Origin of the sequence: Gemmatimonas sp. (genome assembly GCF_031426495.1) — a bacterium.
GTDB lineage: Bacteria > Gemmatimonadota > Gemmatimonadetes > Gemmatimonadales > Gemmatimonadaceae > Gemmatimonas.
In genome coordinates, this window is sequence record NZ_JANPLK010000023.1 from 1 (window position 1) to 18,403 (window position 18,403).

Annotated in this window: 17 protein-coding genes; 14 read left to right on the forward strand and 3 right to left on the reverse strand. The window is 65.1% G+C overall.

Annotation, left to right across the window (positions count from 1 at the left end):
* From ggt to RMP10_RS07010, 4 genes are all read left to right on the forward strand, one after another.
* A partial coding sequence (gene ggt / locus RMP10_RS06995; RefSeq protein ID WP_310569651.1) for a gamma-glutamyltransferase occupies positions 1-1,723 on the forward strand: 1,723 nt, incomplete at its 5' end.
* A 136-nt stretch (positions 1,724-1,859) separates the two neighbouring features.
* On the forward strand, positions 1,860-2,348 hold the full coding sequence (locus RMP10_RS07000) for a hypothetical protein (RefSeq protein ID WP_310569652.1): 489 nt from the start codon (positions 1,860-1,862) through the stop codon (positions 2,346-2,348).
* Positions 2,345-3,907 carry an ATPase domain-containing protein gene (locus tag RMP10_RS07005; protein WP_310569653.1) on the forward strand — a complete coding sequence of 521 codons (1,563 nt, stop codon included), beginning with the start codon at positions 2,345-2,347 and terminating at the stop codon, positions 3,905-3,907. The genes RMP10_RS07000 and RMP10_RS07005 overlap by 4 nt, the downstream gene beginning before the upstream one ends.
* A gap of 7 nt (positions 3,908-3,914) precedes the next feature.
* Complete coding sequence (locus tag RMP10_RS07010; RefSeq protein ID WP_310569654.1) at positions 3,915-5,339, forward strand: HAMP domain-containing sensor histidine kinase; 1,425 nt, start codon at positions 3,915-3,917, stop codon at positions 5,337-5,339.
* Between the two features lie 67 nt (positions 5,340-5,406).
* Here the strand turns inward: RMP10_RS07010 and RMP10_RS07015 are convergent, their stop codons facing one another.
* Both RMP10_RS07015 and moeB read right to left on the reverse strand, forming a co-directional pair.
* Positions 5,407-5,556: a lmo0937 family membrane protein gene (locus RMP10_RS07015; RefSeq protein WP_309669700.1), complete on the reverse strand. Its 150-nt coding sequence runs from the start codon at positions 5,554-5,556 to the stop codon at positions 5,407-5,409.
* Positions 5,557-5,660: 104 nt separating this feature from the next.
* Positions 5,661-6,848, reverse strand: a complete 1,188-nt coding sequence (gene moeB, locus RMP10_RS07020) for a molybdopterin-synthase adenylyltransferase MoeB (protein ID WP_310569655.1) — start codon at positions 6,846-6,848, stop codon at positions 5,661-5,663.
* A gap of 129 nt (positions 6,849-6,977) precedes the next feature.
* Between moeB and RMP10_RS07025 the strand changes: the two genes are divergently transcribed.
* From RMP10_RS07025 to RMP10_RS07070, 10 genes are all read left to right on the forward strand, one after another.
* Positions 6,978-8,093 carry an exo-alpha-sialidase gene (locus tag RMP10_RS07025; RefSeq protein WP_310569656.1) on the forward strand — a complete coding sequence of 372 codons (1,116 nt, stop codon included), beginning with the start codon at positions 6,978-6,980 and terminating at the stop codon, positions 8,091-8,093.
* Positions 8,090-8,386 (forward strand): MoaD/ThiS family protein, encoded by a 297-nt coding sequence (locus RMP10_RS07030; protein ID WP_310569657.1) that lies wholly within the window; start codon positions 8,090-8,092, stop codon positions 8,384-8,386. The genes RMP10_RS07025 and RMP10_RS07030 overlap by 4 nt, the downstream gene beginning before the upstream one ends.
* A 51-nt stretch (positions 8,387-8,437) precedes the next feature.
* On the forward strand, positions 8,438-9,592 hold the full coding sequence (locus RMP10_RS07035) for an iron-containing alcohol dehydrogenase (RefSeq protein ID WP_310569658.1): 1,155 nt from the start codon (positions 8,438-8,440) through the stop codon (positions 9,590-9,592).
* Between the two features lie 59 nt (positions 9,593-9,651).
* Positions 9,652-10,053 carry a thioesterase family protein gene (locus RMP10_RS07040; protein WP_345785780.1) on the forward strand — a complete coding sequence of 134 codons (402 nt, stop codon included), beginning with the start codon at positions 9,652-9,654 and terminating at the stop codon, positions 10,051-10,053.
* Between the two features lie 5 nt (positions 10,054-10,058).
* Complete coding sequence (locus RMP10_RS07045) at positions 10,059-11,039, forward strand: NADPH:quinone oxidoreductase family protein (protein WP_310569660.1); 981 nt, start codon at positions 10,059-10,061, stop codon at positions 11,037-11,039.
* Positions 11,036-11,557: a GNAT family N-acetyltransferase gene (locus tag RMP10_RS07050; protein WP_310569661.1), complete on the forward strand. Its 522-nt coding sequence runs from the start codon at positions 11,036-11,038 to the stop codon at positions 11,555-11,557. Before RMP10_RS07045 ends, RMP10_RS07050 begins: the two co-directional genes overlap by 4 nt.
* Positions 11,558-11,654: 97 nt before the next feature.
* The gene (locus tag RMP10_RS07055) at positions 11,655-12,185 is read left to right on the forward strand and encodes a fasciclin domain-containing protein (protein WP_345785781.1); all 531 of its coding nucleotides are present in this window, start codon (positions 11,655-11,657) and stop codon (positions 12,183-12,185) included.
* A gap of 56 nt (positions 12,186-12,241) precedes the next feature.
* Positions 12,242-13,807 carry an ATP-dependent DNA helicase RecQ gene (locus tag RMP10_RS07060; protein WP_310569663.1) on the forward strand — a complete coding sequence of 522 codons (1,566 nt, stop codon included), beginning with the start codon at positions 12,242-12,244 and terminating at the stop codon, positions 13,805-13,807.
* 107 nt (positions 13,808-13,914) lie between these two features.
* A complete protein-coding gene (locus RMP10_RS07065; protein ID WP_310569664.1) occupies positions 13,915-14,328 on the forward strand; it encodes a hypothetical protein in 414 nt (137 codons plus the stop codon).
* Between the two features lie 124 nt (positions 14,329-14,452).
* Positions 14,453-16,672 carry a TonB-dependent receptor gene (locus tag RMP10_RS07070; protein WP_310569665.1) on the forward strand — a complete coding sequence of 740 codons (2,220 nt, stop codon included), beginning with the start codon at positions 14,453-14,455 and terminating at the stop codon, positions 16,670-16,672.
* On the opposite strand, the gene RMP10_RS07075 is transcribed toward RMP10_RS07070, so the two are convergent.
* On the reverse strand, positions 16,635-18,398 hold the full coding sequence (locus tag RMP10_RS07075) for a serine hydrolase domain-containing protein (protein ID WP_310569666.1): 1,764 nt from the start codon (positions 18,396-18,398) through the stop codon (positions 16,635-16,637). The two genes, RMP10_RS07070 and RMP10_RS07075, sit on opposite strands and share 38 nt — an antisense overlap.
* Positions 18,399-18,403: the final 5 nt, after the last annotated feature.

Here is an 18,403-nt window from a genome sequence, read left to right on the forward strand (position 1 = left end):
ATCTGTGGCTGCCACACTGCTTTCATCGGTACTCACGCCGTGTCTCGCCGCGGCCCAGGATCGCTCGCAGTCGCGGTCGATGGTGTCGTCCAAACAGGGCGTGGTGGCCAGCGAGAGCGTGCTGGCGTCGCAGGTCGGCGCCTCTGTGCTGGAGCGCGGGGGCAATGCCATCGACGCCGCCGTGGCCATGAATGCGATGATGGGACTCATCGCACCGATGAACGACGGCATCGGCGGCGATCTGTTCGCGATCGTGTACGAGGCGAAATCGGGCAAGCTGTACGGGCTCAACGCGTCGGGCTGGGCGCCCAAGGCGCTCACGGTGGACCATCTGCGCGCCAAAGGACGCACCAGTATGCCGGCACGCGGGATCGACGCGGCGACGGTGCCCGGCGCCGTGAACGGATGGGAGAAGCTGCTTACCCGATTCGGCCGCAAGAAATTCGCCGAGGTGTTGGCGCAGCCGATTGCCTACGCTGAAGCCGGCTTCCCGGTGGGTGAAGTCGTGAGCGTGTTCTGGAAGGACAGCGAGAAGGTGTTGCGTGAAGACGCGGCCACCACGAAGACCTTTCTACCCGGCGGCCGCTTGCCGCAGTCGGGCGAGCTGTTTCGCAATCCGGAGCTCGCGTGGAGCTACCGCCAAATCGCGAGAGGCGGCGCGGCGGCATTCTACAAGGGGGCCGTGGCGGCCAAGTTGCTGGCGAGTAGCAAGAGTCACGGTGGCACGATGACGGCCGCCGACCTGGCGGAGTTCGACAGCGAATGGGTGGAGCCGATCTCTACGACGTATCGCGGGTGGACGGTGTACGAGTTGCCCCCCAACGGCCAGGGCATTGCCGCGCTTGAGATGCTGAATATCATGGAGACGTTTCCGCTCGCCTCGATGGGGCACAACTCGGTGCCGGCCTTGCATCACATGATCGAAGCGAAGAAGCTGGCGTATGCCGACATGCAGCAGTTCGACGGCGATCCGCGATTCGTGAAGATCCCGGTCGAGGCGATGCGCTCGAAGGCGTATGCGGCGGAGCGCGCGAAGCTGGTGAATGCGACGAAAGCCACCTGCAGTCCTGATGCCGGCATGCCCAACGGTACCGACAACGGTACCGACAACGGCACCACGTATCTGAGCGCGGTGGACAAGGAGGGGAACATGATTTCCCTGATCCAGAGCAACTACTCCACCGTGGGTTTCGGTGCCGGTATCACGGTGGCTGACGCCGGATTCGTGTGGCACAACCGCGGCGCCGGGTTCTCCTTCGATCCCGCCAGCGCCAACGTGCTCGCCGGTCGCAAGCGTCCGCTGCACACCATCATCCCGGCGTTCATGGAGAAGGGCGATACGCGGGTGGCGTTCGGCATCATGGGGGGCTGGAATCAGGCGCAGGCCCATGCCCAGTTCGTGTCGAACATCGCCGACTTCGGCCTGAACATTCAGGGGGCACTCGATGCGCCGCGCTTTTCGAAGGAAACGTTTCTCGGCTGCGACGTGAACTTCGAGTCACGCATCCCGGAACGTGTACTCAAGGCGCTGGCCGCGATGGGTCATGAGGTCGTGATGCGCGGTGACTACTCGAGCACGCGCATGGGCGCCGGTCAGGCCGTGATGCGCAATTTCACCACGGGGATCAACTCCGGCGCCTCGGATCCGCGCAAGGATGGGTCGGCGGTGTCGGAACTGCTGCCGGTTCGGCCGACCGCGCCGGCGGCTGCCGCGAAGCGCTAAACGCTCGCGCCGGATGCAGGCACAGCCGTGGCACTGATTGTGGGCGCTAAGTTCTCCATTTCGACGTTGCGCGTGACGGTGACAGCTACATTGTCCGTCATGATCACCGTGCCTACGTAAGCAGGGAGCGCCATTAGTGTCACCACATGCCGAACCGCCGCGGGACGAAGCGTCGCAGCTGGCGCGTCGGCTTGTCGCGCAGGAGCTGGTAGGGGCGAGCGGAAACGAAGCGGCGATGGTATCGCGGCTCGTGGAGCGGGTGTACCTCGGCCTCTCGCGATGGTTTGGGCCGTACGGCGCCCTCGCCCTGATGACGCGTGCGATCGCTCGGGCACGATCTGACCACCCACTCCTGGCCGGTGTCGTCGCCAGTGCGACCACTACGCCAACGGTGACTGGCTGGCCCAACGGATCAACGACCGAGTCGGCGGCCGCGTTAGCCGACGCCGCCGTCGCGCTCATCTCAACGCTGCACGCGTCGTTGGCGCGACTCATTGGAGACGACTTGGCCGAGACCCTGATCGCGCAGAGCGACACGGCGCAAAGCGACACGGCGCAAAGCGACGCGGCGCCGTCGCCAGTCCCCACGGAGATGCCTGTCTTCCCGAACTTGAGCGACGCATGACCGACGAATCAAATCGCAGCGAACTATCGGGAGGTGCGGGTTCGCTCGTGCGCACCATGCCGCCCGATCGACGCGGCCTGCACACCATTCCGACCGGCGTCGCCGGTCTCGACGCCGTGCTTGGTGGGGGGATTCCGCAGTATTCGTTCAACATGCTGGCCGGCGGACCCGGCGCCGGCAAGACGACGCTTGCCCAACAAATTCTGTTCGCGAATGCCTCGCGGGAGCGGCCGGCGTTGTACTTCACGGTGCTGGGTGAGCCGACCGTCAAGATGCTGCGCTATCAGCGCCAGTTCAGCTTCTTCAAGCCGGAGCTCGTGGGGAGCGCCGTGCACTACCTCAATCTCAGCGAAGAAGCGCTGTCTGGGGACCTGAACGCGGTGCTGGGTCGCATGACCGACGAAGTGGAACGGCTGAATCCCGGCATCATTGTCGTGGATTCGTTCCGCACCATTCAGCCCACGGCGAGCGCAAACCGCCGCCTTCCCGAGCCGTCAACGGCGGCCGACGCGATGGCGCTCGAACAGTTCGTCCAGCGGCTGGCCTTGCTCCTCGCGACGTGGGAAGTCACGTCGCTCTTGATCGGCGAGTACAACGAGCCGGAGCAGCGTCAGCCTCTGTTCACGATTGCCGACGGCATCCTGTGGCTCACGCAAGCGACCGATCGCAATTCGGTCGTGCGCAAGCTGCAGGCCGTAAAGGTGCGCGGACAGGCACAGATGCCAGGACTGCATACGTTCCGTATTACCCGCGATGGGTTGCAGGTGTTTCCGCGCATCCCCGAACAGCAGGCGGATCGCAGCCACGCTCGGCCCCGCGCGAGTTTCCGGGTTGCGACCGGTGTGCCAGGGCTCGACGACATGATGGGTGGTGGCATTCCGTCGGGCGATGCCGTGATGGTGGCCGGGCCGACCGGTACCGGCAAGTCCACCTTCGGCATGCAATTCGTGGCCGAAGGACTGCGACGGGGCGAGTCGGTCGTGGTCGCGGTGTTCGAAGAGTATCCCGAGGCGTATCTGGCGCGCCTGAGTGCCCACGACATCGACACCGACGCGATGGTTGCCTCGGGCAAGCTCGTCGTGTCGTATCTCCGTCCGCTCGACCTTTCGGTCGACGAAACGCTGGCTGACATTCTGATGAGTGTGCAGACGACTGGTGCCGTGCGCGTGGTCATCGACTCCCTCACCGGCTTCGAGATTGCGCTGGCCCCAACCTTTCGCGAAGACTTTCGCGAGTCGTTGTACCGACTGGTCGGCGCGCTCACGGCCACTGGCGTCACGGTGTTCATGATTCTCGAATCCATCTCGACCTCACCGGATGTTGGCTTCACGGGTGAGCGCGTGTCGTTCATCACCGACGATATCATCGTGCAGCGCTACGTCGAGGTCGACGGGACGCTGGCGAAAGTGGTGTCGGTCATCAAGATGCGAGGCAGTGCCCACAGCTCGGCGTTCCGTCGCTATCAGATCTCCGACAAAGGAGCGACGATTGGCGACCCCGTCACCGATATCGACGGCCTGCTCACGGGGAGTCCTACACGACGCGTGGTCGATTCATGAAGCCCGCGTGATCGAGCTCAAGGAGCTCCACCAGCTCCAGCAGCTCACCGAGCGTGTCCTGCTCAGTGCCCTGCGAGAACAGGACGCGGCGGATGCCGCTGAGAATAAGCGCGGCGACGCGCAGTTCCTGGCGGATGCCGGGCTCGAACTGAGTGCGTCGCTCGATCAGGAGTTGACGTACAGAGCGATTGCCAATCTCGTGCTGCCGCGTCGCGCGGCGTGGTGCATCGTCGATGTGATCGAATCCGAGGGTGTGCTGCGGCGTATCGCCGTGATCCATCCCGATCCGCTCAAGCATGCCGCCGCTCGCGCGCTCGTAGACTACTGGAGGCCAGCGGCCGACGACGTGATTGGGGTTCCCGCGTTGGAAGTCCCCCCGCGCACGATTGAACGCAGCGACCCTCGCATCATCGTGACGGCCGCCGAACGCACTCCCGATACGAGTCGCGTGGTCGAGTGGCTCGGCACCGGGCCGGTTTTGATTGTGCCGCTGCTCGCCGAGGATCGTTTGCTGGGCGCGATCACCTTCGTCGGGCTACAGCACTCCTCCCCCTTCACGGTCGATGAGATCGCGCACAGTGACGCGCTGGCCGCGCTTTGCGCTCAGGCACTCGCGGGTGCCCGGCGCTTCGCCACAGTTCATGAGACCTCGCTCATCGCTGAGGCGAGTCGCGCCGATGCCGAGGTAGCTCGTGAGGTGGCGGAGAGCGCGAACAGCGCAAAGGATGGTGCGATCGCGATGGTCAGCCACGAACTTCGTTCACCGCTCGGTGCGATCGCCAACAATATCCAGATCTTACAGCTCGAGATCTGCGGGCCGGTCACCACGTTGCAGCGGGCTGTCCTGGACCGCATCGCGACGAGCCATGCGCACGTCATGGCACTCGTGGATCAGTTGCTGGACCTGCAGCGTATTGCCGTCGGCAAGATGCACTTCGAGATGGCGCCGGTGTCCGTGGCGTCCGCCATCGTAGACGCCGCCGACATGGCCACGTGGCATTTCACGCGGGCGAACGTGCAGCTGGAGCTGGGGGTCGATGAGAGGCTGGGCGAGCTGCATACCGACCGTCGCAAGTTCACCCAGATCATCCTGAATCTGTTGGCGAACGCAGCCAAGTTCACGCCGACCGGAGGGCGGGTGCTCCTCTCCGCTGAGCGTCTCGACGCCGCGATCCGTGTACGGGTAAGCGACACGGGTATCGGCATCGCGGTGGATCATCACGAAGCGGTGTTCGAGCCGTTTGTGCAGGTACGCGACGCTGCCCACCTGCACTCCGGTGGCGCCGGCCTAGGCCTCGCGATCAGTCGGCAGTTCGCGCGGGGGCTCGGTGGTGACTTAACGGTCGAAAGTGCGCCCGGCGAGGGGAGCACGTTCACGCTCGCCATTCCGGATACCCGCCCCGAGGCCGTCGCCGACGGCACGAGCCTATAGCCGCAGGCGTCGAACAACGGCGTCCCTTTCGTACTCTGTAAGGGGACGCCGTTGTTCGCCAGCGAAGCTAGAGGACCTTCCGTCCCTGAATCACGCGCACCAGAATAACCACCACGGCGATGACGAGCAGGATATGGATGAGGCCGCCCATCGTGTAGGCGCTGACCATGCCGAGCAGCCAAAGCACGACGAGGATAATGGCGAGTGTCATGAGCATGGTGTGTTCCCGGTAGAGGTGGTCATTGTGTCCGGACCGGCGTACCCAAGTGTGGGTATGCCGCGCCGTTCGACTGTTCCTATCGCAATGCTGGTGCCAGCGACTCAGAATGTCGTGTCGTCCCCGAGCACATCGTGCGACCAGCGCAACATTCCGCCCGTCACCGACGCGACGCGGGTGAACCCAGCGGTCTTCAGTTGGCGCGCGGCGTCGGCACTGCGTTTCCCACTACCGCAGATTACGACCAATTCACGTGAACGGTCGAGCGACGACATCGCGCCGGCCAAGGTGCCCAGCGGAATCAGGCGGGACCACGCAACGCGATCGTGCGCCGCCTCGTGTGGCTCACGTACGTCGATCAAGTCGAAGTCGTCTCCGCGCGCGTGGCGCAGCGCCAACGCGGCGGGTGTGATTTCAGTCACGTCCTCACCAGCGGTGGCGGTCGCGGGCCCGGCGGCGCCGCAGAATGCGTCGTAGTCGACGAGGTGGGTGAGTGTACGCGTGCCACAGGCCGGGCACTGTGGATCGCGTGTGATCGACACCGATCGGAATTGCATCGACAGGGCGTCGACCATGAGCAGGCGCCCCGCCAGCGTCTCGCCCGTATGCAGTATGAGCTTCAGCGCTTCCGTGGCCTGAATGGTCCCGATGAGTCCCGGCAGCACCCCGAGCACCCCGCCTTCGGCGCAGTTCTGTACCATGCCCGGTGGTGGTGGCACGGGATACAAGCAGCGGTAGCAGGGGCCGTGTTCCGTCGCGAACACCGATGCCTGTCCGTCGAACTGAAACACCGACCCATGCACGTTCGGCTTCGCCAACAGCACGCACGCGTCGTTCACGAGGTAACGCGTGTTGAAGTTGTCGGTGCCGTCGATGATGACGTCGTACGCGCCCACCAGCTCCATCGCGTTCGCCGATGTCAGCCAGGTCGGGTGCAGCTCCAGCTGCACATGCGGATTCACGTCGAGCAGCCGGTCGCGGGCCGACTCGAGTTTCGGCCGCCCGACATCACGCGTGCCGTGCAACAGCTGACGCTGCAGATTCGTCACGTCCACCACGTCCTGGTCGACGAGGCCGATCGTGCCGACACCCGCCGCCGCCAGATAAAGCGCGGTGGGCGAGCCCAGTCCTCCGGCACCGACAATGAGCACCCGTGCGGCTTTAAGGCGTTGCTGCCCTTCACGTCCGACGCCGGGGAGCGTGAGGTGCCGGCTGTAACGGTTGAGCTCGTCGGCGCCGAGCGGTGGGAGCGCTGTGCGGGCATCGGCGTGTCCGTGATCTGGTGCGTCCACGATGAATTCCGGAAGGAAGTGGAGTCAAACGTAGGAACACGTTGGTCATGGGCGATGCCGTTCGCAATCGTGACGATTCCTGAAGCGCCCCGTATACTTGCCACGACACCTGTAAGCGAGGAGCACGACATGAGCCGAGTGCGTGTACTGGTTGGGACCCGGAAAGGTGCGTTTATCCTGACGTCGGATGGCGCACGGAAACACTGGTCGGTCGACGGTCCTCATTTCCCCGGCTGGGAGATGTACCATCTCAAGGGATCTCCGGTCGATCCCGATCGCATCTACGCCTCGCAGTCGAGCGGATGGTTCGGACAGGTGATGCAACGCTCCGACGACGGTGGCAAGACGTGGGCACCAGTGGGCAATGCATTTGCCTACGACGGGATTCCCGGCACACACATGTGGTACGACGGCACGCCACATCCTTGGGAGTTCAAGCGCATCTGGCATCTCGAGCCGTCGCTCACCGATCGCGACGTCGTCTTTGCCGGCGCCGAAGATGCGGCGCTGTTCAAGTCCACCGATGGCGGTGCCACGTGGCACGAGCTGTCAGGACTGCGCGGACATGGATCCGGCGCCCACTGGCAGCCTGGCGCGGGCGGTCTGTGTCTGCACACGATCGTGCTCGATCCCACCGACGAGAATCGCATGTACGTCGCCATCTCGGCCGCCGGCGCGTTTCGCACGGTCGACGGCGGTGTGACGTGGACACCCATCAACAAAGGACTGCGCTCGGGCGGCATCCCCGACGAAGACGCGGAAGTGGGACACTGCGTGCATCGCATCGCGATGCACCCATCGAATCCGCAGCGTCTCTACATGCAGAAGCACTGGGACGTGATGCGGAGCGACGACGGTGGCGACCACTGGCACGAGGTCAGCGGCAATCTGCCCACCGACTTCGGCTTTCCCATCGATGTGCACGCGCACGAGCCGAACACGATTTACGTGGTGCCGATCACCAGCGACGCGCACCACTTCCCGCCCGACGGGAAGTTGCGGGTGTATCGCAGTCGCACCGGCGGCGATCGGTGGGAAGCGCTCACAGAGGGTCTGCCGCAGCAGGACTGCTATGTGAACGTGTTGCGCGATGCAATGGCGGTGGACACGCTCGAGTCATGCGGCATCTACTTCGGCACCACGGGCGGGCAAGTGTACGTGTCGAGTGATTCTGGTGATCACTGGGACACGATCGTCCACGATCTACCGGCCGTGCTGTCGGTGGAAGTGCAGACGTTGTCATGATCCGTGTAGTGCTTCCGTCGCCGCTACGGGCGTTGGCGCAGGTCGGCGCGGAGATCTCCGTGCCCGTGACCGGCGAGGTCACGCTGCGCCGTGTGCTCGATGTCGTCGAAGCGCAGCATCCCGCGCTGCGCGGGACCATTCGCGATCAGGTCACGCAGCAGCGGCGGGCCTTCGTGCGCTTCTTCGCCTGCGAGCGCGATCTGTCGCATGATTCGCCCGATGCGCCGTTGCCGCCGAGCGTGGCGACGGGGAACGAACCGCTGCTCATCGTCGGTGCGATGGCTGGCGGATAGCGAGGTCGGCGTGAGCCTTACTCGGTGTACGCCAACTGGCTAACGTTGGGTATGTCCAACTTCCGTTTCGAAACGACGCCGCGTGTGATCTGTGCTGACGGCGAGAGCGAGCGATTGGGGAGCCTGCTCCGTGAGTTCGGGATCAGCCGCCCGCTCGTCGTCACCGATCGCGGCATCGTGAGCGCGGGGTTGCTCGAGCCGTTGTTGGCATCGCTGCGCGCATTGGGCGTCGAGGTCACCGTGTTCGACGAGGTGCTGGCCGATCCGCCTGCATCCTGTGTCGAGGCCGCCGTGGCGATGGCGCTGGCGTCGCAGATCGACGGCGTGATCGGCGTTGGCGGCGGGAGTTCGCTCGATGTCGCTAAGCTGGTGGCGCTTTTGTCGCGCACGGAGCAATCGCTCGGCGCGATCTGTGGCGTTGGCTTGGCGGTTGGCCCGCGCTGGCCGCTTCTTCAAGTGCCGACCACTGCGGGCACCGGTTCGGAAGTCACGCCGATCGCGATTGTCACGACCGCGAGCGGCGAAAAGCAAGGCGTCGTGTCACGGTTGTTGTATCCCGATGTCGCCGTCCTCGATGCCACGCTCACGCTGGGGCTGCCGGCGCGCGTGACCGCGATGACCGGCATCGACGCGATGGTGCATGCGATCGAAGCGTACACCAGCCGTCACGCCAAGAACGTGCTGTCCGACACGCTGGCCGTACGCGCGCTTCGGTTACTCTCGGATCATATTGGCACGGCCATCGAGGACGGCTCCGACCTCGCCGCGCGCCGCGCGATGCTGCAGGGGTCGATGCTGGCCGGGATGGCGTTCGCCAACGCGCCCGTCGGCGCCGTGCACGCGCTCGCGTATCCGCTCGGTGGACAGTTTCACGTGCCGCACGGATTGAGTAATGCGCTCGTGCTGCTGCCGGTCCTCGAGTTCAACTTGCCCGAAGCGGAGCCGCTGTATCGCGAGCTGGCCGATGCCGTGCGCGCTGGAGAACGCACGTGGCACCGTAGCGCGAGCGGACGCGCCTTTGTCGATGCGATGGCCACCATCGTGGGTGAACTCGGCCTCGAGCGCACACTCGGAGATGTGGGCATCATCGAAGCGGACCTGCCGGGTCTCGCCGCCGACGCCATGAACGTGCAGCGGCTGCTGGTGAACAATCCGCGCGACGTAAGTTACGATCAGGCGCTGGCCCTCTACCGTGAGGCGCTGTGACCGAAACATCGGGTCCTCGAGCGGAGTACGCGCACCTGACGGTGATCGATACGCGGTGGATGGACAACGACGCGTACGGACACGTCAACAACGTGGTGTATTACAGCTTCTTCGACACGGCGGTAAACCGCTGGTTGATCGAGCGTGGCCTGCTCGACATCGCCGGCAGTGAGGCCATCGGCCTGGTGGTGGAGACACAATGCCGGTACGCGTCGCCGATCACCTTTCCCGACCGCGTGACCGCCGGCATCCGCGTGGTGCATCTCGGGCGCTCGAGCGTGTGCTATGAGTTGGCACTGTTTCGCAACGAGGACGAGGCGCCCGCGGCCACCGGGCACTTTGTGCACGTGTACGTCGACCGGGCCTCACGTACTTCGGTGGCGATTCCTGAGACGGTGCGTCGCGCCCTCGAGTCCCTCTGTGTTTCGCCCGCGACAACACTTCTGCCTTCGACCAGCTGATCCGTATGCGTGCTGTGCTGTGTAGTGCCTTCGACCAACCCGAAACGCTCGCGGTGGACACCGTGGCCGATCCCGCGGCTGCCGCCGGCCACGTGGTCATCGCCGTGCACGCCGCCGGTGTGAACTTTCCCGATGCGCTGATGGTGATGGGGCAATATCAGGTGCGTCCGCCCTTGCCGTTCATTCCCGGCGGAGAAGCGGCTGGTGTGATTGTCGAAGTGGGTACCGGGGTGAACCACCTGCACGTCGGACAGCGCGTCGTGGCGTTCACGCGAACCGGTGCGTTCGCCGAACGCCTCAGTGCGCCGGCGTCGGCCGTCACGCCGATTCCCGACGCGCTGGCATTCGAGATTGCGGCCACGCTGCCGCTGGCGTTCGGCACCGCGATGCACGCGCTGATCGATCGTGCGCGTCTTGCACCTGGGGACACGTTGCTCGTGCTCGGCGCATCCGGTGGCGTCGGACTGGCCGCCGTCATGATCGGCAAGGCACTCGGTGCGCGCGTGATCGCGGCCGCCAGCACCGACGACAAGCTGGCACTGTGCCGCGCGCACGGCGCCGACGAGGTGATCAACTACACCACCGAATCGCTGCGCGATCGGCTCAAGGCGCTCACCAACGGGCTCGGCCCCGACGTGATCTGCGACCCCGTGGGTGGTGATGTCACCGAGCCCGCGTTCCGCAGCATCGCGTGGGGTGGGCGGTACCTCGTAATCGGATTTGCCGGAGGCGCGATTCCATCGCTGCCGCTCAACTTGCCGCTGCTAAAAGGCGCGTCGGTGGTCGGCGTGTTCTGGGGCGCGTTCGAGCAGCGCGAGCCGGCCGCCAATGCTCGGCACCTGGCGCAGCTGATGCAGTGGGCGGTGGATGGCACGATCGTGCCGGTGGTCAGCGCGCGGTATCCGCTGGCACAGAGTGCGGAGGCACTGCGGGCCATGCTGGATCGACGGGTGGTGGGGAAGGTGGTGGTGGTACCGATCACGTGATACCGTCTTCCGCGGTCGTCATCCGTACAGCCACGAAGGCCGATCTGCCGGCCCTCGGACGCCTCGCCGTGCTGCTGGTGCGTCTGCATCACGACTTTGACCGCGCACGGTTCATGGCGGCCACCGACCAGACCGAGCGCGGTTACGGATCGTATCTCGGTTCGCAACTCGCTGAGCGGGATACGACGGTGCTCGTGGCTACCGTCGAGGAAACGGTGGTCGGCTACGCGTGGGGCAGTTTGGAGGGCATCGACTACATGTCGCTCCGCGGCCCGGCGGGCGTGTTGCACGATCTCGTAGTTGACGAGGCGCACCGACGCCGCGGCATCGGCAGTCTGTTGCTCGAGGCGGCCATCGCGTCGCTTGAGACGGCCGGAGCCCGACAGGTGGTGCTCTCCACCGCCGCGCGGAACGAGAACGCGCAACAGCTGTTCACGCGTCACGGATTTCGGGCCACCATGCTGGAACTGACACGTGATATGGAGCACCATGAATCCGAGCGTCGCGGCGAGGCGTAACCCTCGCACAGCGCAGCCGACCGGGCTGCCTTCTCAACGCGACTTTCCGGAGAGTTTCTCAATGCATAGCGTACTCAAGACAATCGCCGTATCCGCGATGTTGATCCTTCCCGCCGCCGTGCAGGCGCAGGGCATGTCGGACGGCACCAAGATGGTGGGCGGTGCCGCGATGTACCCCACCAAGGACATCATCGACAACGCCGTCAATTCCAAGGATCACACCACGCTCGTCGCTGCCGTGAAGGCCGCTGGCTTGGTGGAAACGCTGAAGGGGAAGGGGCCGTTTACGGTATTCGCGCCGACGAACGCGGCCTTCGCCGCGCTGCCGGCCGGCACGGTGGACAATCTGCTCAAGCCCGAGATGAAGGGCGCGCTTGCTGGCGTGCTCACGTACCACGTGGTGGCCGGCAATCTCGACGCCGCCGCGATCGTGAAGGCCATCAAGGCTGGCAACGGCACGGCCACGCTGACTACCGTGAACGGCGGCAAGCTGATGGCGATGATGCAGGGCGCGAACGTGGTGGTGAAGGATGAGAAGGGCGGCGTGGCCACGGTCACGATCGCCGATGTGAAGCAGTCGAACGGCGTGATCCACGCGATCGACCACGTGTTGCTGCCGGCCAAGTAAGCCGCACCCCGATACCAATGCCTGCGGTGAGGAAGCTCCATTACGTTAGATGGAGCATGCCCCACACGCCTTCTGCCACGTCACGCACACCCGAAGACGTCCTCCGCGACGTCTTCGGGTTTGATGCGTTCCGGCCCGGACAGCGCGAGGTCATCGATGCGGTGCTGGCCGGCAAGGATTGCATTGCGCTGATGCCGACCGGCGCGGGCAAGTCGCTCACGTATCAGCTGCCGGCGCGATTGCTCGAGGGTACGGTGCTGGTGATTTCTCCGCTGATTTCGCTCATGAAGGATCAGGTGGACGCGGTGGCGGGACTCGGATTCACCGTCACCGCCATCAATTCCACGCTCGACTTCGATGAGCGCCGTGCCCGCATGGACGCGTTTCGCGCCGGCGACTACGAATTGGTGTTTCTCGCTCCCGAAGCGCTCGACGGCTACCTCGGCGATTTTGTGCGCGACTGTCCCATCTCGCTGCTGGTGGTCGACGAAGCCCATTGCATCAGTCAGTGGGGACACGATTTCCGACCGTCGTACCGTCGCCTGCAAGGGCTCAAGGAGCAACTCGATGTGCCGGTGCTCGCGCTCACGGCAACCGCAACGAGGCGCGTGGCGCTCGATATTCTGCGTCAGCTCGGCATGCGCAAGCCGGCCGGATTCAAGGGCTCATTCTTTCGGCCGAATCTGCAGATCGCGACGCGCAAGAAAGGGCAGGGGGGCAATACCCGCGCCGAGATTCTCGCGCTCATTCGCGCGCACGATGGAGAGAGCGGCATCGTGTACTGTCAGAGCCGCAAAGGGGTGGACCAGACGGCGGAGTTCCTCGCCGCACAGGGCGTGCGTGCACGGCCGTATCATGCGGGGCTCGAGCCCGACGAGCGCGCGCGCAACCAGGAGGCCTTCCAGCGCGATGACATCGACGTGATTGTGGCGACCGTGGCCTTCGGCATGGGCATCGACAAGTCCAATGTGCGATTCGTGATTCATCGCGACATGCCAAAGGACATTGAGTCGTGGTATCAGGAAATCGGCCGCGCCGGTCGTGATGGATTGCCCAGTGATTGCGTGATGTTCTACTCCTGGGCCGATGTGAAACTGCACGAGCGTTTTCTGGACAATCTCGACGATGACAGCGTGCGCGAGCGCACGCGCCTCGCAACCGTGGCGCTGTTCGATCTCGTGGAGCGCTCGCGGTGCCGCCATCAGGCGCTGGTGGCGCACTTCGACGAAGTGATTGCGTCATGCGGCACGTCGTGCGATGTGTGTACGGGCCATCGCGCTGACGAGCGCATTGCGGAACTCGTGGAATCACAAGTGGGCACGGCGCGCGGTCGTCGCGCCGCAGTCCCAGTCGGCACGGGCGGGCGCACCTCGCGCGGTCCCGACGCGGCCATGCTCGACGACGAGGAACGCGAGCTGTTCGAGCGGCTGCGCGCGGTGCGGCGCGAACTCGCCGATGAAGCCGGCGTGCCGGCGTATATCGTATTCGGCGACAAGGTGTTGCTGGAGATGGTGGCGCGCCGGCCGGGCAGTCCGCGCGAGTTGTTGATGGTGCCGGGTGTCGGTGAGGCAAAACTCGAGCGGTATGGCTCGGCGTTTCTGGATGTGTTGCGGGGCGGATAGCCCTGCAAAGCGCGCAAAGCTGAGCTGGCTCGAAAGCTGCGGTGTATGAAGGGAACCACTCGGGCGCCGAAGCGGCTCGGGATGATCTTCTCTTCAGGGAGCTCCGTATGCGTCAGGCATGCATTCGCGTTATCGCGCTTTCCACCTTCGCGCTCACTGTTGTCGGTACCTCCGCTCAGGCGCAGGGCGCGAGCCAAGGTAAAGCAAAGAAGTCAGTCAACGCGGCGGGACAGAAGATCCCGCCCGGGCTCGCAAAGAAGCCCGGTGGCATGCCGCCCGGCCAGTACAAGAAGCGCTATGGCACGCGCGAAGGCGCGACGGTACTGGGCGACATCTTCGGCCGTAACGGCTATCCCGTGCGTCGCATCACCCCGTATGGTGAATCACAGTACGTGTACTACCGCATGCCCGATGGCTCGGAGCGTCGCGCTATCGTGAGCCCGGGCGCCGATCAGTTGCGGTTCAGCAACGTGCCGGCGACGCTGCTGCAGCAGGTGATCGCGCAGCTGTACCCGCGATAATGCCCGATACCGCAGGATGCAAATGGGGGGACGGCGGGAGGGGAACGATTCGTGTGCCTGGCGGATAAATTGATCGGCAGATCCCGCGTAGCGGACAACGGAATTCTCATCTCACCGTGCATTCATGATTCGACTTCGTTGCGGGGCACTCGTGGCGGCCCTTCTGTTGGGATTGGCCACCACGCTCTCCGGGCAGCAATCAGACAGTGGACGCGTACACGTCGCCGTTCAGGAGTCGATGGGCATGCTCGCCGGTTTCACCGTGCAGGCCGCCGGGCGAAGCGCGCAGACCGATAGCGTCGGTGTGGCCCGCTTGATGCTTCCGGTTGGGCGCCAGGTCATCGTCGTCACGCGCACAGGGTTCGCGACGACGCGGGTGGCGGTGGTCGTGGTACGAGACAGCCTCGTAACGGTGAGCGTCAGCGCGTCGATGAGCAATGCGGCGAGCGACGCTGCGGCGAGCGGTGCCGCCATGAGCGACATGGCCATGCCGATGGCGGAGGTTCGCGTCAGTGCCACGCGCATCGAGCGGCTGGCCGGGGAGTCGCCCATTCGGGTCGAGGTGGTCGACGAGATGGAGGTCGACGAGAAAACGTTGATGTCGCCGAGTGGCATCGGCATGTTGCTCAACGAGACACCAGGGCTGCGCGTGCAGGCGTCGGCACCGGGGCTCGGCACGGGAAGCGTACGCATTCTTGGGCTTCCCGGTCAGTACACCGTCATGCTCGCCGACGGGCTACCGTTGTATGGCGCGAGCGCAAGCGCACTGGGGCCGCTCGACATCTCACCGGTCGATCTGCAGCGGGTCGAGATCATCAAGGGCGCGGCGTCCGCGTTGTATGGCGGCCAGGCGTTGGGCGGCGTGATCAACCTGGTGTCGAAGGCGCCCACCGGAGGCAAGGAGTTGCTGCTCAATCGGCGCACGTTGGGTGTGACGGACGGCGCCACGTGGCTCAGCCATCGCTTCGGAAAAGGCGTTGGCGTGTCCTTGCTGGGCGCCGGGACCACGCAGAGCGCGCAAGACCTCGACAACGATGGGTGGTCTGATCAATCACGCGCGTCACGATGGAGCGTGCGTCCACGACTGCATGCGGTGGATTCACGCGGGCGCTCGCTGTTCCTGACCGCCGGCGTCGGCCGCGATGATCGCACGGGTGGCACCTTTGCTGGGGGGCGCGCGCCGGACGGGGCGCCATTCGTCGAGGCGTTGAAGAGTGGTCGCGCCGATGTCGGCGCTACCGCGCGCATGCCGCTCCAGAACGGAGGCGCGCTGTCGATGCGCGTGGCTCTGGCCAACAACGACCGGGAGCGGACATTCGGCGCGGGTCCACGCGAGGACGACCGCACCACCACCGGATTTCTGGAGCTCACCCGATCCTTCGATGCCTCGCAACGCGCGATCGTGCTGGGTGGGGTGCTGCAATTCGACGAATACGAGAACGGATTGAACGCCGCGTTCGATCACCGCTGGCTGATACCTGGTGCATTCGTGACCGCCGAGCGGGCAGTGGGCCCGCTGACCGTGTCCGCGAGCGTGCGGGCGGACGCGCATCCCGATGCCGGCGTACAGCTCACCGAGCGTGTGGCGGTGCTGGCGCGACCGGCGGAAGGCTGGTCGGTACGGGGCAGTGTTGGCACCGGCTACACCACGCCGACGGGGCGCACGGAAGAAACCGAAGCGACCGGGCTGCGCGCGGTACGCTTGGACCGCGCGCTCGATCCCGAGCAGAGCGTGGGCGCCATGATCGATGTGAACGGAACGGCGGCCGGCGCGGAGCTGCTGTTGACGGCGTACGGTTCGAGCATCGCCGACGCGGTGCAACTGGCCGACGTGCCGGGAGCGGTAGGTCAAACCGCGCTGCAGAATGCGTCAGCGCGCACGCGTGTCGGCGGCGTCGAGGCGCTCGCGGTCTGGCGATTCGCCGGCGGGAAGTTCATCGCCAACTATGGCTACGCGCGCGGCAGCCGACCGGACGTCGCGACCGGCGCTCGTGAAGGGCTGCCGTTGCTGCCGCGTCATCGCGTAGGCGGAGATCTCATGCTGGAGCGTCCCGGCGTATACCGTATGGGCATCGAGGGCACGTGGTTTGGCGCGCAGCCCCTTGATGACAATCCGTTTCGCACCACGTCGAAGCCGTACCTGTACATGATGGCGATTGCCGCACGGCAATTTGGTCCGGTTGAACTGGTGGCCAACTTCGAAAATTTGCTCAACGTCCGGCAGACGAACACCGATCCGCTGGTGCGTCGCACGCCGGGCATGGGCGGACGATGGACGACCGACGTGTGGGCGCCGCTCGAAGGGTTCATGGCAAACGTGGCCGTCCGGTATCGCTGGAAGTAGGAGCGCGCCTCGTATATCGCATGTCCTTCACCCGCGTCGCATCGAGCGCAAGGTGGGTGACCGCGCCGGCGGTATTGCGCTGGAACCGCGCTACGTAAAACGAGAATCGGAACACGTCGTTGCTCCGCTCTGGTTGCAGTGCGGTCAGGGGTAGTCCGCGTGCGGCAATCATTGCGCGCCCACCCTGCACAGTGACGTAGAGCGTGGCGTCGACGGCATCGCCCACATAGGTGCCGACGTAGGCGCGCAATACGGCCGGTGACACTATGCGCGTCACTTTCCGACGCAGTGGTGGCCCCGCCAACTCTCCAGTTGCGAGTTCGCGCCCGGTCAAGATCAGACCGCCAGGTGTGGAGTCGGAGTCGACAAAGGTGAACTGAACGATTCCTGCCCCGGCGAGATCGACGGAAAAACGTCGGTTCGCCAGCGTCAGGGCGGTGAACGCGCGACCATTTGGCAGCGTGAAGACTAAGGCCGTGTCGGGCACGTCGATGCGAACGCCGGCATCGCGTCCGTCCAGCATGACGTACTCGCCTGCGTATGACCGGAGTATCGAGATCGGAACAGCACCCGTCGAGGTCGGCGGTGGCGTTGGTTGCGACGCCACGGAACGCATTGATGCGTCGGCGCCCAAGAACAGCGCAATTACTGCTGGGCCGAATGTATCCATGCCGGCGTATGCGTTGCACACGGTCACCACCGACAAGCCGATCGCGGGTACTCTCGTGAGGTACGTGTAGTTGCCGACTCCGCGGTACTCGATCAGCGGTACTACGGCAGAGGCGCCGCGGTACAAGCCATAGGCGAATCCATCCGTGCGCGCCGATGCCGGAGCGCCTTGCTCGAGGGCCTCAAGCAGCGAGTCGATGCCCGTGGTCGGGTCGTGAAGTGCGCGGGCAAATCGCGCGATATCGTCGGCACTGCTTGTGACCGCGATCCCGCCGACCGGCGAGATGCGGTATCGGAGCAAGGAGCGCCAGCCGCTATCTGTCGCCTCATGAAAGAGTGCGTGCGCGGGTGCCACGAATCCTTGATCCGCCCCGATCCGCGTGTCGCGCATGCCGAGCGGCGTGAAGAGCTTCGTCTGCAGGTAGTTGTTTAGTGACTGGCCGGACGTGCGCTGCACGAGCAGGCGCAGCAGCGCGTAGTCCGTGTTGCTATAGGTATGGCCGCGACCGGGCGTAAAGCCGAGTCGTCCCCAACGCGAAAGTGCCCGGAACACACCGTCTTCCGAGATGCGGTCGGAGAGGTCGAAGCCGGGGTCGAGCACCCCGTAGTCGGCCAGTCCGCTCGTGTGGTGCAACAGCTGTCGTACCGTCACTGCTGCCGCGTACGGGGGCAGCTCGGGGACATGACGGCGCGCCGCGTCATCGAGCGAGATCACGCCGTCGCGCGCAAGCATCGCGACAGCAAGCGCGGTAAAGACGCGCGCTTCGGAGTACGGGATCCAGGTCGTGGTCGCGGTCGTCATCGGCACGCCAAAACCGATGTGTGCCATGCCGTAGGCCTTCCGGTAGATGACGCTGTCGCCGTGCACCACGGCCACGCCACATCCCGGTGACGTCGTGCGCTGATACGCCGAGAATATCGAATCGATGCGGGCGACTGGCGGCACGCGCACGGACTGTGCCTGAAGCGCGCGCACGCCTCCCGCGAGCATGAGCGCACTGCATACCGCGGCCAAGAGAGCCGTGGTGCCACGGTGCGGCGGACTATCGCGAAACACAGCAG

Excerpts from the sequence above, each read along its gene's own strand:
- RMP10_RS07060 (WP_310569663.1), top strand. The coding sequence starts at position 12,242 with ATGCCCCACACGCCTTCTGCCACGTCACGCACACCCGAAGACGTCCTC.
- RMP10_RS07055 (WP_345785781.1), top strand. The coding sequence starts at position 11,655 with ATGTTGATCCTTCCCGCCGCCGTGCAGGCGCAGGGCATGTCGGACGGC.
- RMP10_RS07070 (WP_310569665.1), top strand. The coding sequence starts at position 14,453 with ATGATTCGACTTCGTTGCGGGGCACTCGTGGCGGCCCTTCTGTTGGGA.
- RMP10_RS07065 (WP_310569664.1), top strand. The coding sequence starts at position 13,915 with ATGCGTCAGGCATGCATTCGCGTTATCGCGCTTTCCACCTTCGCGCTC.
- RMP10_RS07015 (WP_309669700.1), bottom strand. The coding sequence starts at position 5,556 with ATGCTCATGACACTCGCCATTATCCTCGTCGTGCTTTGGCTGCTCGGC.
- RMP10_RS07030 (WP_310569657.1), top strand. The coding sequence starts at position 8,090 with ATGATCCGTGTAGTGCTTCCGTCGCCGCTACGGGCGTTGGCGCAGGTC.
- RMP10_RS07035 (WP_310569658.1), top strand. The coding sequence starts at position 8,438 with ATGTCCAACTTCCGTTTCGAAACGACGCCGCGTGTGATCTGTGCTGAC.
- RMP10_RS07025 (WP_310569656.1), top strand. The coding sequence starts at position 6,978 with ATGAGCCGAGTGCGTGTACTGGTTGGGACCCGGAAAGGTGCGTTTATC.
- RMP10_RS07045 (WP_310569660.1), top strand. The coding sequence starts at position 10,059 with ATGCGTGCTGTGCTGTGTAGTGCCTTCGACCAACCCGAAACGCTCGCG.
- RMP10_RS07005 (WP_310569653.1), top strand. The coding sequence starts at position 2,345 with ATGACCGACGAATCAAATCGCAGCGAACTATCGGGAGGTGCGGGTTCG.
- RMP10_RS07040 (WP_345785780.1), top strand. The coding sequence starts at position 9,652 with ATGGACAACGACGCGTACGGACACGTCAACAACGTGGTGTATTACAGC.